Origin of the sequence: Streptomyces sp. CWNU-52B (genome assembly GCF_047444975.1) — a bacterium.
GTDB lineage: Bacteria > Actinomycetota > Actinomycetes > Streptomycetales > Streptomycetaceae > Streptomyces.
On record NZ_JBLFJV010000001.1, the window covers coordinates 210630 to 224715 of the forward strand.

Consider the following 14086-nt stretch of genomic DNA (forward strand, 5'->3'; position numbering starts at 1 on the left):
AGATCAGCCCCGGGTCAGCTTCTTGTAGGTGGCGCGGTGCGGGCGCGCGGCGTCCGCTCCGAGCCGCTCGACCTTGTTCTTCTCGTACGACTCGAAGTTGCCCTCGAACCAGTACCACTTCGACTCGCCCTCGTAGGCGAGGATGTGCGTCGCGACCCGGTCCAGGAACCACCGGTCGTGGGAGATGACCACGGCCGCGCCGGGGAACTCAAGGAGCGCGTTCTCCAGCGACGACAGCGTCTCCACGTCGAGGTCGTTGGTGGGCTCGTCGAGGAGCAGCAGGTTGCCGCCCTCCTTGAGGGTCAGCGCCAGGTTCAGGCGGTTGCGCTCTCCACCGGAGAGGACACCGGCCGGCTTCTGCTGGTCCGGGCCCTTGAAGCCGAAGGCGGACACATAGGCCCGCGACGGCATCTCGACCTGACCGACGTTGATGTAGTCGAGCTCGTCGGAGACGACGGCCCACAGCGACTTCTTGGGGTCGATGTTGGCGCGGCTCTGGTCGACGTAACTGATCTTGACGGTGTCGCCGACCTTGATCGCACCGGAGTCCGGCGTCTCCAGGCCCTGGATCATCTTGAACAGCGTGGTCTTGCCGGCGCCGTTCGGGCCGATGACCCCCACGATGCCGTTACGCGGCAGGGTGAAGCTGAGGTTGTCGATGAGAACCTTGTCGCCGAACGCCTTGGACAGATTCTGGACCTCGACGACGATGGAGCCCAGTCGCGGCCCCGGCGGGATCTGGATCTCCTCGAAGTCCAGCTTCCGCATCTTGTCGGCCTCGGCTGCCATCTCCTCGTAACGGGCGAGGCGCGCCTTGGACTTGGTCTGACGGCCCTTGGCGTTGGACCGGACCCACTCCAGCTCTTCCTTGAGGCGCTTCTGCCGCTTCTCGTCCTTGCGGCCCTCGACCTTGAGGCGGGTGGACTTCTTGTCGAGGTACGTGGAGTAGTTGCCCTCGTAGGCGATCGCGCGGCCGCGGTCCAGTTCGAGGATCCACTCGGCGACGTTGTTCAGGAAGTACCGGTCGTGAGTCACCGCGATGACGCAGCCCGCGTACTTCGAGAGGTGCTGCTCCAGCCAGTTCACCGACTCGGCGTCGAGGTGGTTGGTGGGCTCGTCGAGGAGCAGCAGGTCCGGCGCCTCGATCAGCAGCTTGCAGAGCGCGACGCGGCGCTTCTCGCCACCGGAGAGGGTGGTGACCGGCCAGTCGCCGGGCGGGCAGCCCAGCGCGTCCATGGCCTGCTCTAGCTGCGCGTCGAGGTCCCAGGCGTTCGAGTGGTCCAGGTCCTCCTGGAGCTTGCCCATCTCGTCGAGCAGCGCGTCCGAGTAGTCGGTCGCCATCAGCTCGGCGACCTCGTTGAAACGGCTGAGCTTGCCCATGAGCTCGGCGGCGCCGTCCTGGACGTTCTCCAGAACCGTCTTGCTCTCGTCCAGCTCCGGCTCCTGCATGAGGATGCCGACGCTGTAGCCGGGCGACAGGAAGGCGTCACCGTTGGAGGGTTGTTCAAGGCCGGCCATGATCTTGAGAACGGTCGACTTACCGGCACCGTTCGGCCCGACGACGCCGATCTTCGCCCCCGGCAGGAAATTCAGGGTGACGTCGTCAAGAATCACCTTGTCGCCGTGCGCCTTGCGCGTCTTGCGCATGGTGTAAATGAACTCAGCCAAGAGAAACCGTCCGGACGCTTGAAATCGGCAGTGAGCAGATACACCCCATCTTGCCGCACCGCCACCCCTCGGGGGAAACCCGTATGGGCGAACCGTCCTGACCTGGCGCTTCGCCGCCTGGGGGCTGTAGGCCGACAGTCACTGCCGGTCACGGCACGTCGCCCTCGGGGAATCGCGCCGCCTCCCGGGGAACGACGACCCCAGGACCCCGGGGAACGGCAGCCCGGCCCGGCCCAGTTCTGCCCTGCCCTGTCCGGCTCAGTCCTGTGTCGGTGCGTTCTTCCTGCGGGCCACCAGCACCGCCGCGCCGCCGATCATGACCAGGCCGATCGCGATGCCGGCTATCAGCGGGGTGGCGCTCGACGTGCCGGTCTCGGCAAGGTCGGTCGTCGCGGAGGTGCCGCCCACCGAGGCCGGGCTCGGCTCGTTCAGTGTCGTGATCGTCTCGTCGGCGGCGACGGCGCTCTGCGTCCGGCAGTCGAGCACGCCCTGGAACCGCTTCTCGTAGCCGTTCGGCCCCACGACCGTGAAGTCGTACGTCTGGTCCTCCTGCAGCGGGACCGTCACGGTCTGTGACGCACCTGCCTCCACGGTGTGCTCGGAGCCCATCAGCTCGAAGGTGAACGCCTCGTCGCCCTCGTTGGCCGCGGTGACGTCCAGTCCGCTCTCGGCGCAGTTCTTCTCGGCCGACAACGCGGGTATCGGCCCGGTGGCGGCCCAGTTCGCGGTCGCCGCCGCGGAGACCGTCGACTCGCTGGAACCGGCCAGGATCTGGGTCTGGCTCCTGCTCTCCGAGGCGAAGGCCCGCCCGACCGGCACGGTGGTCGATGCCTGCACCGTCAGCGCGACCGACCCGTCCGCCGCGTCCTCGGGCACGTCGAAGTACAGCTCGCCGCCGTCGACCGCGGACGTGATCTCCTTGCCGTCCCTGCCGACGACCTTCACCCCGCTCGTGGCGTCGGCGGGCGGCGTCACCGTCACACCGTGGGCGTTGGTGCGCACGGTGACCGGGCCGAGCCGTTCACCGGGGTGGCCGGAGACCGCCGGCGGGTCCAGGCTCAGGGAAGCCGCGGGCTCCGCGACGTCGCGGGCGCTGCGCTGCAGGTAGTCGGCGAGCTTCTCCGCCTGCGGGTCCACGGCGTCGACGTCGGCGCCGTCCGAGTACCGCCAGATCGCCACCTGCGTACCGGCCGCCGCGTCCTCCTCGGTGAGGCCTCTCGCACCCGCCTTGGCGGCCAGCGCGGCGAGGTCGTTGACCTGCGGGTAGGAGTTCTGCAGGATCCAGCGGATCCTCCCCGCGTCGGGGTTCCCGTTCAGCGACGTACCGCTCCAGGGGGTCTCCTGGTACTTGGCGTCCTTCTGCGTCGGGCTGTAGATGTCGATGCAGTAGGTCTGCAGGGTGCCGCCGTTGTCGACGGACATCTCGAACAGTCCCGCGGTGACCTGCTCGTCACCGTCGTCCTCGTGAATGACGGCGGATCCAGATGCCTTCATCCCTCCTATGGTGGCGGTCGCGCCGCCCTGGTTCAGGGGGAGTTCGTCGGCCACGGCCGCACCCGCGGTGGTCACTGCGCTCACGGCGGCGAGCCCGGACACGAGCACCGCCGCGGCCAGTCGGGCGGCGGCACCTCGCCCGTGCGGGGACGGCACAGAGAACGAAGAAAACACAGAATTCCCTTTCGAGCGGGACCCGTTGACCTGGGGGGTTACGGTCCCACCAGCGGAATCAGAAGCCCCGAGAGCTATGCCCGGCATCCTAAGGACGGGGCGCACCTCCCTCCCCGGTCATGTCATCCGATGAGTGATCCGAATCGGAATCGTTATCGCCAGGACCGGTTAAGGGCCCAGATTATCGATAAATCCACCGGGACCGTTCGGGATGCATTCGCCGATAAGCCGTACTTCGGTCAGACCCTTGAACCAGCACCTGGCAGCTCACAGCTGCCCCTGGCCCCACCTCACCCGGTCATGTCACCAAGGCCGGTTCCTGCCGCTGCTGCGCAGCCTCGTCGGCCTGCCCCGCCGGCTCCGTCTCCCAGCTCGGCTCCGGCCGGGTCGGCATATCCGATCCCGATGCCTGGTCGGAGGCGTGATCGGCGGCATGGCCGGAGGCGTGGTCGGGGGCCAGATCGCCCCTGGGTGCCCTGCGGAACGCCGCGGTCCCGCGCGCGAGATCGTGTCCGATCGCCGAGGCCTCGATGTCCGCGCCCGCCCACGACTGCCCGTCACGCTGCTCGGAGCGGACCTTCAGCCTGCCGCGCACCACCAACGGTTCGCCCAGGGACACGGACGCCTGCACGTTCGCCGCGAGCGCCCGATTGGCCCACACCGTGAAGAAGTTGGTGTGCCCGTCCTTCCAGGCGTTCCTCTCCCGGTCCCAGTACCGCTGCGTGACCGCCAGCCGGAACCTCGCCGACGACCCTGCCGCCGTCTCTCGGAACACGGGCTGCGTAGCCACGTTCCCCACCACGCACACCATCGTCTCGTTCATCGCGGAAGCCCTCCCTTGCCCACGCGTACGGGTCCGTCCCGTACGGCTGCGCTGCGTCTGTCCGTCGCGCTGGTCGTGGCGATCACCACGGCCATCGCCACGACCAGCGCCACGGCCTCAGACTGCCTCCGCCGGCCCGATCCCGCTGAGCGCTGTGGACCGCCCCTGCCTTGTGGACAACTCCGCCACCCGAACGAGCCGTTCCACCCCTCCCGCCGCCCCTCCGCCCCGCCTCCCCTCATCGGCCTCCTCCCTCATCGACCTCCTCCCTCATCGACCTCCTCGCTCGTCGGCCTCGTCGGCTCACCCCGCCGGGACCTCGACCCCCGTCACCCGCAGGAACTGCTCCCGCACCTCCCGGTACCGCAGCAGTTCCGCCGCGACCGGGTCGAGCACCCGGGCCCGCCCGCATCCCGCCGCCGCCTCCCGCAATCTGCGTTCCGCGTCGAGCCCGTACCGTCGCGCGGGCCCGCTCGCCGCGAGCCTGCAGGCCCACTCGACGCCCGGACCGCCCACGATGCCGATGACCATCAGCAGCACCGGCACACCGAGGTTCGGCGACATGAAGCCGATGACCTGCCCCAACAGCCACAGCCCGCCGAGGACCTGAAGGACGGTCATGGACGCCTGCGCCAGCACTGCGGCCGGCCACCAGCCCGGCCGGGGCGGCCGTCCGACCGGTGCCCCGGCCCGTACCGCCAGTTCGTCCAGCGCCTCGCACAATCCCTGCGACCCGCGTACGGCCGCCTCGCGCACCGCCTGCGCCCAGGGCGAAGGCAGTGCGTCGGCCGCCTGGTCGGCCACCGTGCGCACCGCCTGCTCGACGCGCTGCCGTGCCGTGGTCTCCTCGTCGTCGTACGCCCGTACGGCGTGGCGCCCGGTCGGAGGCTCCCGGCGGTCCTCGTACCAGCGCCACACCCGCAGCCAGGGCGTGCCGCACGCGCGGTTGGCGTTGCGGCGCCAGGCGCGCTCGGCGGCCTCACCCGCCGCCGTGGCACCGACCGCGTCGGCGAGCCGGTCGGCGAACTCCTCGCGCGCCTCCTCGCTGAGCCCGGCCTGCCGCCGGTTGGCGTAGACGGGCCACAGGCGTACCGCGGCCGCGTCCACGTCGGCGGAGATCCGGCGTGCCGCCGCGCCCCGCTCGGCCAGGAAGTGGCCGAGCACCTCGCGCAGTTCCCCGATGCCGTCCCCGGTGAGCGCGGACAGCGCGAGGACGGTCGCACCCGGCTCGCCGTACTCGCTGAGGGCGATCCCGTCGTCGTCGAGCAGTCGCCGCAGGTCGTCGAGGACCTGGTCGGCGGCCTCCCCGGGCAGCCGGTCGACCTGGTTGAGGACCACGAAGGTGACTTCCGCGTGGCCTGCCATGGGCCGCAGATAGCGCTCGTGGAGCACCGCGTCGGCGTACTTCTCCGGGTCGACCACCCAGATGACGGCGTCCACGAGGGCCAGGATCCGGTCCACGTGTTCCCGGTGCTGGACGGCCGCCGAGTCGTGGTCGGGCAGGTCCACCAGGACGAGCCCGCGCAACTGCGCCTCGGCCTCGGCGCTCTGCAACGGCCTGCGGCGCAGCCGGCCGGGAATGCCGAGCCGGTCGATGAGTCCGGCCGCGCCGTCGCTCCAGCTGCACGCGATGGGCGCGGCGGTGGTCGGCCTGCGTACCCCGGTCTCCGAGATGGCCACTCCGGCGAGCGCGTTGAAGAGCTGCGACTTGCCGCTTCCGGTGGCTCCGGCGATGGCGACGACGGTGTGCTGCCCGGAGAGCCTGCGCCGCGCCGCGGCCTCGTCCAGGACGTGTCCCGCCTCGGCGAGGGTCCGGCTGTCGAGGCGTGTGCGGGAGAGCCCCACCAGTTCGCGCAGCGCGTCGAGCCGGGACCGCAGCGGTCCGTCGTACGCGAGGGGGGTCACTGCGGGTGGCCTGTTGTCCACGACGATCTCCTGTACGGGCTTGGCGTACCCCTCGGCCGTGCCGGACACGCGGCGCGCGATCAGCCCGTCGTCCCAGGCGTCCGCCGGGTCCGTGGCGCCGGCGCCCTCCGAGGAGCCGGTACCTGTACCGGTACCGGGGGCATCCCCCTCTTCGTCACCGGCCTCGCCACCGGCCACTTCACCGCCCTCCTCGACGCCCTCCTCGACGTCCTCCTCGTGGGCGGTGGTCCGATCGATCACGGAATCGCCCTCCACGCGCGCGTGCCCACGTCCCTGACTCCCCTCACCGCTCCCCTTGCCGCTCCCCTTGCCGGGACGCCCGCTCCCGGAGCGGGGCTCGTCGTCCTCCGGCTGGTCGGCGTGATCCGTGTGGTCCGTGACGGCGGTCACCGCGGTCACCTCTCCTTCTGCAGCACCGACAGCGCGGCGATGAGTTCGGCCTGGGGTTCGGGATGCACGTCGAGCGCGTCGAGCGGGGCGAGCCGCCGCTCCCGTTCGTCTTGCAGCGCCTTGTCGAGGTAGTCGGTGAGCAGCCGGCCGCCCTTGTCGCGCAGCCGCAGTGCGCCCTGGGCGCCGATCCGCTCGGCGAGTCCTTCGCCCGCCGACCGCGCCCGGCGGCCGCCCAGGAGCGCCGTGGCGACCAGCGCGGCCACCACTTCGGGATCGGGCGCGACGCTCTTCTCCAGGGCCCGTACTTCGTCCTCGGCATGCTCCTCCAGGACGCGCCGCCAGCGCCGTACCGCCATCCCGATGCGGTGCTCGGCGCTCTCCGGCGTCGGATCGCGGTCCGTCAGCCCGGGGGCGCCCGAGGCCGGTTCACGCCGCCAGGCCTCGTCGATGCGCTCGTCGGCCGCGCAGACGGCGCACAGCAGGAGTGCGGCCAGGCTCTCGACCAGCGCGTCGAGCAGTTCGCCCGCGCTGCAGTCCAGCGGGTAGCTGCGCCAGCGCTTGAGCGCGTCCCCGGCGAGGACGGCCCCGGCCTGCAGCCGGCCCCGCAGACGCGTGTACTCGCTGTCGTACGCCCCGTCGACGGCCGCGGTGAGCCGCAGCGCGGCGGCGTACTGGGCCGCGGCCGCGCTGGCCAGCTCGGGCATCCGTGACTTCAGCGAGTCGAGGACCCCGTACGCCGTGCGCGCCATCACCTGATGCCGGGCACCCGGGTCCTGCGCCTGCTGGGCCAGCCAGGCGCGCAGCGGCGCCACGGCGGTGGCCGGAAGCAGCCCCCCGCCCCACGCGGACTCGGGCAGCTCGGGCACGGTGAAGCGGGGCACGTCGCCGAGTCCCGCCTTGGCGAGCAGCGCGCCGAACTGCCGCGACACCTCGGACACCACCTGGTGGGGCACCCGGTCGAGCACGGTGACGAGGGTCGCGTCGTGCTCCTTGGCGGTACGCAGCAGGTGCCACGGCACCGCGTCGGCGTACCGTGCCGCCGTCGTGACCATGACCCAGATGTCGGCCGCGCACAGCAGTTCGGCGGCGAGCACCCGGTTGCCGGCCACCAGGGAGTCGATGTCGGGCGCGTCGAGGAGCGCGAGTCCTCGGGGGACGGTGTCGACGGTCTCGACGCGCAGGACGCGCATGTCGTCCTCTCCCGGCAGGAGCGGATCGTCGTCGATGTCCTGGCGTGGCGTCCACACGCGCGTGAGGTCGGGCAGTACGCGCATCCCGCTGAACCAGTGATGGTCCTCCGGGTGGCAGACGAGCACCGGAGTGCGTGTCGTGGGCCGGAGCACCCCGGCCTCGCTGACGCGCCGCCCCACAAGGGAGTTGACCAGCGTCGACTTGCCCGCCCCGGTCGATCCTCCGATCACGGCGAGCAGGGGTGCTTCAGGTTCTCTCAACCGGGGCACGAGATAGTCGTCGAGTTGCGCGAGCAGTTCGTCGCGGTTGGCACGCGCGCGTGGAGCCCCCATCAGGGGCAGCGGGAAGCGTGCGGCGGCGACACGGTCGCGCAGGGCGGAGAGTGCGTCGAGCAGCTGGGGCCGTACGTCCAAGGTCACCACATGCGAAGAATGCCCAATTTTGGAGTCTTTCTAAAGCATATGGACATGTCTGCGCGCCGATCGGGCACACGGGGCAGAAGGGACGACCGGGGCGCAGGCATAACGAGTGCACAACACCCGAGGCGTGAGACGCCAAAAGCGATGCACGATTCGTACCTGCCTGCGATTATCAGGACCGCTTCACTGAACCTCCACATCGAGCCACGGAGGTGAAGGGCGAAGCGCAGGGACCCAGGACCTCTATCCTTGTCCCCGGCAAGGTCACAGCCACGCCCGCACCCGGGCACCAGCACCACCGGCCACCACACCCGGCCCCCGTAGCTCAGTGGATAGAGCAGGCGCCTTCTAAGCGCTTGGCCGCAGGTTCGAGTCCTGCCGGGGGCGCCGCAACCCTTCTCACCTGGGACACGGGGCAGAAGGTCCGCTGAAGGGCACCCGAGTTCGCCGTCGGCTGAGCGCGAGGTCAGCGCGGCGTCGGGAACCGTGTCCGGGGCTGCCAGGGCGCCGAGCCCTTCGATGTCGGGGGCGGACCGCCCCCAGGCGGTGCCCCACTGCCCCTGGTCCGAGCAGCTCATACGACTCGACGCCCCGTGTGCGGCGTCCCCGTGGAGTCGTCGTGGATGATGTGCCGTCGCGCACCGTTACCCGCCGTGAGTCCTCGCGTTGAAGGGACAGTGCGGTCGCGTTCATGCTGCCGCGCTCACCGATTCGAAGGAGAAACGTGATGTCTCGCATCGCTAAGGCAGCCTGTGTCGCGCTCGGCACGAGTGCCGTTGTGCTCAGTGGTGCCGGTCTGGCCATGGCGGACGCGGACGCCGCGGGCAAGGCCGTCGGCTCGCCCGGCGTCGCGTCGGGCAACCTCGTCCAGGTCCCGGTCCACGTGCCGGTCAACGTCTGCGGCAACACCGTGAACGTCATCGCCCTGCTGAACCCGGCGTTCGGCAACCAGTGCGCGAACATCAGCAGCGCGCCCCACGGCTACGGCTACTGAGCCACCGCCCCGACGACACGAAGGCCCCCGACGGTACGCACCGCCGGGGGCTTCCTGTCGCCCCACCCGTCACCCGGAGGGGCCGGCACTCACACGTACCGGTAGATCCGGCTGACGTCCTCCATCTCGTCCGGCGTCACGCTCCACGGCGGCATCGCCTCGTGCCGCGCCACGATCCGCCCGCGCTGCCGGTCGCCGAGCCCCGGCGGTGCCGCGGGGAGGTACCGCGCCCCCTGATGCCGTTTCTGCCAGCGCGTCCAGAGCAGGTCCACGAAGGAGTGGTGCAGCCAGAAGACGGGGTCGTTGACGGAACCCCCGCCCAGCATGTGCCCGCCGACCCAGCGGTGGACGCGGTTGTGGTTGCGCCAGGCGTCGTTGCCCCGCCCGGTCCCCCAACCCTCCAGCTTGTTCCGGAAACCGCGGCGGGCGGTGGAGTCCCAGGGCTCCGCGTCGTACACGGAGTCGTCGAGGGCCTTCGCGAGTTCGGCCGCGGTGGGCAGGGCGAGCGGATCACGGGGGCGGCCGAAATCCCGTGTGAGGTAGTCGCCGTCGGTCATCGACTCCTTGACGATCCACTTCTTGTTCCGGCGGGCGAAGGGGCCGGTCGTCACCTGGTGGTCGGACGCGCGCCCGTTGCCCCCCAGGAGGTCCTCCCCCCACAGGGAGGCGGCCGGGGTGCGGTCCTTCGTCCAGTCCCAGTACGGCACGGACACCCCGGAGTCCACCCGGCGCAGCGCCCGCTCCAGGTCCAGCAGGAACTGCCGGTGCCAGGGCAGGAAGGAGGGCGTCATATGGGCCGCGCGCAGCCCGCCGTCGCCGTCCGACACGTAGTGGTCGATGTGCACGCGGACGAATTCGTCGTACTCGCCGGTGCGTTTGACCGCCAGGAACGCGTCGACGAGCCTGCGCTTCTCGGTACGCGTCAACGCGCTCACGTTCTTACGCGTGTACGCCATGTCCGTGCCCCTCCCCCTGCTCCGCCGTCCCCATAACGGCCTCGCGCAGCCGCAGTGTGCCGCCCAGTTCGTCGACGGCCGCGCGGGCGGCGGCCAGCGGGGTCGGGTACGACTGGTAGTGGTCGATCATCGTCAGATAGCCGCCGTCGGCCCGCCGCATGAGCGGCAACGGCCGGTCGTCCACGGTGACTCGCCACGACCCCGCGGGGGCCGCACGCACGGCGCCTGCCGTACGCGTTCCGCTCGCGCGCGGTCCACTCGTCGCGTCCTTGGTCCCGCGGATCCGGGAGCCGCCGTACATCTCGTCGAACCCGGCGGCGAACTCCGCCTCGAACTCGGCCAGTTCACGGGACCGGTCCACGACCGGCGCGCCGGAGGGCCCACCGGGCGGCGCCCCCACGGCGTGCGGCTCCTCGCGTGCCGGCCTCGATGCCGTGACCAGCGGGGACAGGACCACCGCCACGGCCGTGGCGAGCAGCCCTCTCAGGACACCCCGCCGCGTACCGTCACTCCGCGTCTCGTCATCCCGCACGCCGTCACCCCGCATGCCGTTCTCCGCTCCCACCCGCACTCCTCCGCCCGCCCGCCCCCTTCGACACGTCCTACAGTCCGGGCGCGAGGCCCAAGGTCGCCCCCGGGGCCGCCTGCAGCACCGGGGCGAGGACGCCGACCTCGGGCAGCTTCGGGGCCGGGAGGCCGAGCTGCTCCGGACGCGGCGCGGTCAGCGGGGCGTCCAGCGAGGCGCCAGGGGTCAGGGCGCGCAGCCCCGAGGTGGGCGTGCTCGCGGTGAGGTGGTCGAAGGAGTCCCCGAGCACGCGCGGCAGCGGCGTACGCAGATCCAGCGAAGGCAGGTCGCTGGTGACGGGCAGCTGCGGGACAGCCCGGTCCGGCAGCAGCCGGCCCTCGACGTACCGCGGCCCGTCGGGGCTGCCCGGCGTGAGCAGCGGCACGGTGCCGCCGATCCTGGGCATCTCCATGTTCAGGGAGTGCTCCACACCTTCCAGGGGCACGGCGACCGGAACCCCGTCAGCCGCGACAGCGGGCGTCGCGACGGCGGCCGCCACACAGGTCACGACGGCTGCGAGGGTCCCTCGGGTGGTCGACTTCATCTCAGGTACGGGCCTTTCGGGATGTCTGGATTTCGGGATTCGGGAGGGGGTGTCCGCGGTGTGTGTGTCCGCAACAGGTAACGACCCGGCGCACGGGACCAGGTCAAAATTCCCCCGTTCGACGTAATCGTCAGCTCATCCGCCTGTCCCACCGGTACGGGAGTGCCGCCCGCCCAGCAGCCCGGCCCGGTCCCGCCCGGCCCGGTCCCGCCCAGTCCGGTCCTGCCCAGTCCGGTCCGGAACCCGGTCAGCCACGCAGGCTGCGCGCCGGGAGCAAGGCGTGCGCCGCGTTGTTCAGGGTCTCCTCGGCACCGGCGAAGACGGCAAGCGCCTCCGGCTCGACGGGCCTGCCCGGCTCGGCCTCCGGCCACGGGCGGGTGGTGAACAGGAGGTAGGCGTAGCCGCGTTCGCCGACCGCGGCGAGCCACTCCGGCGGCACGGGGCACTGGGCGTTGAGCTGGGCGGTGCTGACGACGGCCTGACCCGCCTCGACGAGGAGCCGGACCGGGAAGCTCGGCTGCCGGGTGGCGTCGACGACCGTGTCGCCGAGGGACAGCCCGTTGGCGCTCAACAGCCGCTCGACGGCGGCCGCGGAACCCTCCGGTCCGCTCGCGCCGTCGCCGAGCGGGTAGGCCAGGAGGTAGGGCATGTCACCGTCGGGCTGTTCGCCGCTCCACGCCATGACGACGAGCGTGCCGAGATCCGCGGCGGGAAAGGGGCGCGTTTCACTGGAGATTGAAGTCACCGCGGAACCGTAACGGCGTACCGGAACGCGCCCGCGCCCTTTCTCACTCGCCCGGGGGATTTCCATGGAGGTCTCTACACGAACGAGGGAACAGCCGAGGGAACGACAGAGGGAACGGCAGGCGGGCCAAGCGTGGGGCCGGCCGCGTGTCGTGCGACCGGCCCCACGTGACGATGCAGTTTCCTGAACGCTGCTCGATGCGCTGTTCGAGGCGCCGTTCGAGACGCCGTTCGAGACGTTGTTCGAGACGTTGTTCGGCGTCGCTACTTCTGGAGCGGGAGTCCGCCCAGGAGAGCCGTGGCCCCGCCCGCCGAGTTCAAGGCCTTCGTCACGTCGTTGACGGTGCTGAGCGCGGAGTCCTTGTTCTCCGTGTCGAGCGCCCTCGACTGCGACTGCAGGGGCATGGCGTCCACCGGCTCGGTGGTGAGCTGGGTGAGGGCCGAGTTGAGGCCGCCGTTCAGGCTCGTGGGGGGCGCTACGTCGGCGGCGAAGGCGGGTGCGGCGACACCAGCGACGACCATGGACCCGGCAACGACAGCGGCGGCCTTCAGGGACTTCATCGTGTTCCTTTCTTCGGCGACTCACGCCACCGGAGGGAATTCTCGGTGTCCAGGCATGTCCTGCACAGCTTCCTGTCCTGCCCAACGACCTGTGGTCGGGACGGAAACCCCGTACGCCGAAAATTCCTGCGGACAGCCGTCGGGCCGGCCCGGGACACGGGCCGGCCCGACGGTCGGGACGGCGGCTGCTTCGCCTCAACCGCCGTCCCCGCTCAGGACGGCAGGCCGGGCAGGCCGGGCAGGGTCGGTGCGGGCAGGCCGCCGCCCACCGCGACGGCGGCGACGAAGTTGACGGCCTTGGTCACGACCGCGGTCGAGGCCGTTTTCACCGCGGCGGCGTCACCGCCGCTCGCCGCCTCCACCAGGGCATCGACCGAGCCCTGCAGGGCCTTGAGCGCGTCGGCCCTGAGGTCGGGCGCGGCCACCGGTTCGGCGTCGTCCTGCGGCGCCGGGAGCGCGGGGGCGCCGGGCAGCGCGGGCAGGGTGGACGGCGGAGCGACCGGCCCCGACGGCGTGCCGGGTGCCTTCGGCTCGTTGGGCTTGTTCGGCGTCGTCGACGGCAGGGTCTGCGGCGGCGCCTGCGGAACGGCCGGGGCCGCCGGGGCCGCCGCGGTCGCCTTGGCGACGGCCTCCTTCACCGCGTCGGCGAGCTTGGCGGAGTCGGCGGCGGGGAGCTGCCCGTTGTCGGCCTTGAGCACGGCGGCGAGCAGGTCGGTGACCGGCCGCAGCACTCCGGCGACGGATCCGAGGCTCTGGGTCTGCGCCAGCAGCGCGTCCGCGTCGGGCACCGGCGCCTGGGCGGTCACGGCACGGGCGCCGGGCGCCGAGTCGTGGCCGGCGGCCACGGCGACGGGTCCGGCGATCCCCAGCAGGAACGTGGCACAGAGCGCGGAGGTGGCGAGACGCCGTACGGGCAGAGCGCGCATGAAGGGTCCTTTCGGCAGGGACGGTGACGGGGACAAGGCCACGACGAGTTCGTCGAGTTCTGTCCTCACCGTGGAAGCGGTGACCGCCGCCTGCAACCGAGCCGTCACGCGACGCAACGGTCCGCGTCCGCCGCTGTGACCGTTGTCCCTGGTGAGGCGCCATGCCCGAGCCCGCCGGGGGCACCTGCCGTCCCTCCCCCCATTCGGGGCAACGCCGATCGGCCGCCCTCCCGGACGGGAGGGCGGCCGATCAAGGACTGAGCCGGTACGTCAGTCGTTCGCGCACTGGTTGCCGAACGCGGGGTTCAGCAGGGCGATGACGTCCACGGTGTTGCCGCACACGTTGACCGGCACGTGGACGGGGACCTGCACCAGGTTGCCCGACAGGACACCCGGGGAGTGGGCGGCGGCGCCGTGCGCGTCGCTGTCGGCGGCGGCGATGCCGGCGGTGCCGGCCATGGCGGCGGCGGCAACGGAGGTAAGGACCAGGCCCTTCGCGATACGCGACATGGAGAGGTGCTCCTTGGGATTGAAACAACAGCCGGGGCGGGGTGCCCGGCTCTGGAATCAACGCGCGGCCCCGGCACGGGTTGTGCCTCCAAAAGAGTGACGCTCCGAGCCGTTACCAGATGCGGGTCAGGAGGTTATGCCGAGACATGCACACGATTCCGACACACTTGACAGGTTTCCCTGATAAATACGGATAGCGAC

General features: G+C 71.3%; 13 protein-coding genes and 1 tRNA gene. 2 read left to right on the top strand and 12 right to left on the bottom strand.

Annotation, left to right across the window (positions count from 1 at the left end):
- Positions 1-3: 3 nt before the first annotated feature.
- The 5 genes from ettA to ACLVWQ_RS00910 all read right to left on the bottom strand — a co-directional run bounded on the left by ettA (position 4) and on the right by ACLVWQ_RS00910 (position 8088).
- On the bottom strand, positions 4-1668 hold the full coding sequence (ettA, locus tag ACLVWQ_RS00890) for an energy-dependent translational throttle protein EttA (protein ID WP_414106097.1): 1665 nt from the start codon (positions 1666-1668) through the stop codon (positions 4-6).
- A gap of 258 nt (positions 1669-1926) precedes the next feature.
- Positions 1927-3336 (bottom strand): TQXA domain-containing protein, encoded by a 1410-nt coding sequence (locus ACLVWQ_RS00895; RefSeq protein WP_414106098.1) that lies wholly within the window; start codon positions 3334-3336, stop codon positions 1927-1929.
- A gap of 298 nt (positions 3337-3634) precedes the next feature.
- Positions 3635-4159 (bottom strand): single-stranded DNA-binding protein, encoded by a 525-nt coding sequence (locus tag ACLVWQ_RS00900; protein ID WP_414106099.1) that lies wholly within the window; start codon positions 4157-4159, stop codon positions 3635-3637.
- Positions 4160-4462: 303 nt separating this feature from the next.
- A complete protein-coding gene (locus tag ACLVWQ_RS00905) occupies positions 4463-6484 on the bottom strand; it encodes a GTPase (protein WP_414106100.1) in 2022 nt (673 codons plus the stop codon).
- Positions 6481-8088, bottom strand: coding sequence for a dynamin family protein (locus ACLVWQ_RS00910; protein WP_414106101.1), 1608 nt, complete (start codon positions 8086-8088; stop codon positions 6481-6483). The genes ACLVWQ_RS00905 and ACLVWQ_RS00910 overlap by 4 nt, the downstream gene beginning before the upstream one ends.
- Before the next feature lie 311 nt (positions 8089-8399).
- Between ACLVWQ_RS00910 and ACLVWQ_RS00915 the strand changes: the two genes are divergently transcribed.
- Positions 8400-8472 (top strand) — tRNA-Arg (locus ACLVWQ_RS00915).
- 340 nt (positions 8473-8812) lie between these two features.
- Positions 8813-9079: a chaplin gene (locus tag ACLVWQ_RS00920; RefSeq protein WP_414106102.1), complete on the top strand. Its 267-nt coding sequence runs from the start codon at positions 8813-8815 to the stop codon at positions 9077-9079.
- A gap of 89 nt (positions 9080-9168) precedes the next feature.
- Here the strand turns inward: ACLVWQ_RS00920 and ACLVWQ_RS00925 are convergent, their stop codons facing one another.
- The 7 genes from ACLVWQ_RS00925 to ACLVWQ_RS00955 all read right to left on the bottom strand — a co-directional run bounded on the left by ACLVWQ_RS00925 (position 9169) and on the right by ACLVWQ_RS00955 (position 13885).
- Complete coding sequence (locus tag ACLVWQ_RS00925; protein WP_414106103.1) at positions 9169-10035, bottom strand: tyrosinase family protein; 867 nt, start codon at positions 10033-10035, stop codon at positions 9169-9171.
- On the bottom strand, positions 10019-10600 hold the full coding sequence (locus ACLVWQ_RS00930; protein ID WP_414106104.1) for a tyrosinase family oxidase copper chaperone: 582 nt from the start codon (positions 10598-10600) through the stop codon (positions 10019-10021). The genes ACLVWQ_RS00925 and ACLVWQ_RS00930 overlap by 17 nt, the downstream gene beginning before the upstream one ends.
- A gap of 37 nt (positions 10601-10637) precedes the next feature.
- Positions 10638-11144: a hypothetical protein gene (locus ACLVWQ_RS00935; RefSeq protein WP_414106105.1), complete on the bottom strand. Its 507-nt coding sequence runs from the start codon at positions 11142-11144 to the stop codon at positions 10638-10640.
- 247 nt (positions 11145-11391) lie between these two features.
- Positions 11392-11889 (bottom strand): DUF5949 family protein, encoded by a 498-nt coding sequence (locus tag ACLVWQ_RS00940; protein WP_414106106.1) that lies wholly within the window; start codon positions 11887-11889, stop codon positions 11392-11394.
- Between the two features lie 263 nt (positions 11890-12152).
- Positions 12153-12449, bottom strand: coding sequence for a hypothetical protein (locus tag ACLVWQ_RS00945; protein ID WP_414106107.1), 297 nt, complete (start codon positions 12447-12449; stop codon positions 12153-12155).
- A 212-nt stretch (positions 12450-12661) separates the two neighbouring features.
- Positions 12662-13375: a hypothetical protein gene (locus ACLVWQ_RS00950; RefSeq protein ID WP_414106108.1), complete on the bottom strand. Its 714-nt coding sequence runs from the start codon at positions 13373-13375 to the stop codon at positions 12662-12664.
- A 270-nt stretch (positions 13376-13645) separates the two neighbouring features.
- Positions 13646-13885 (bottom strand): chaplin, encoded by a 240-nt coding sequence (locus tag ACLVWQ_RS00955; protein WP_414106109.1) that lies wholly within the window; start codon positions 13883-13885, stop codon positions 13646-13648.
- Between the last annotated feature and the right edge of the window lie 201 nt (positions 13886-14086).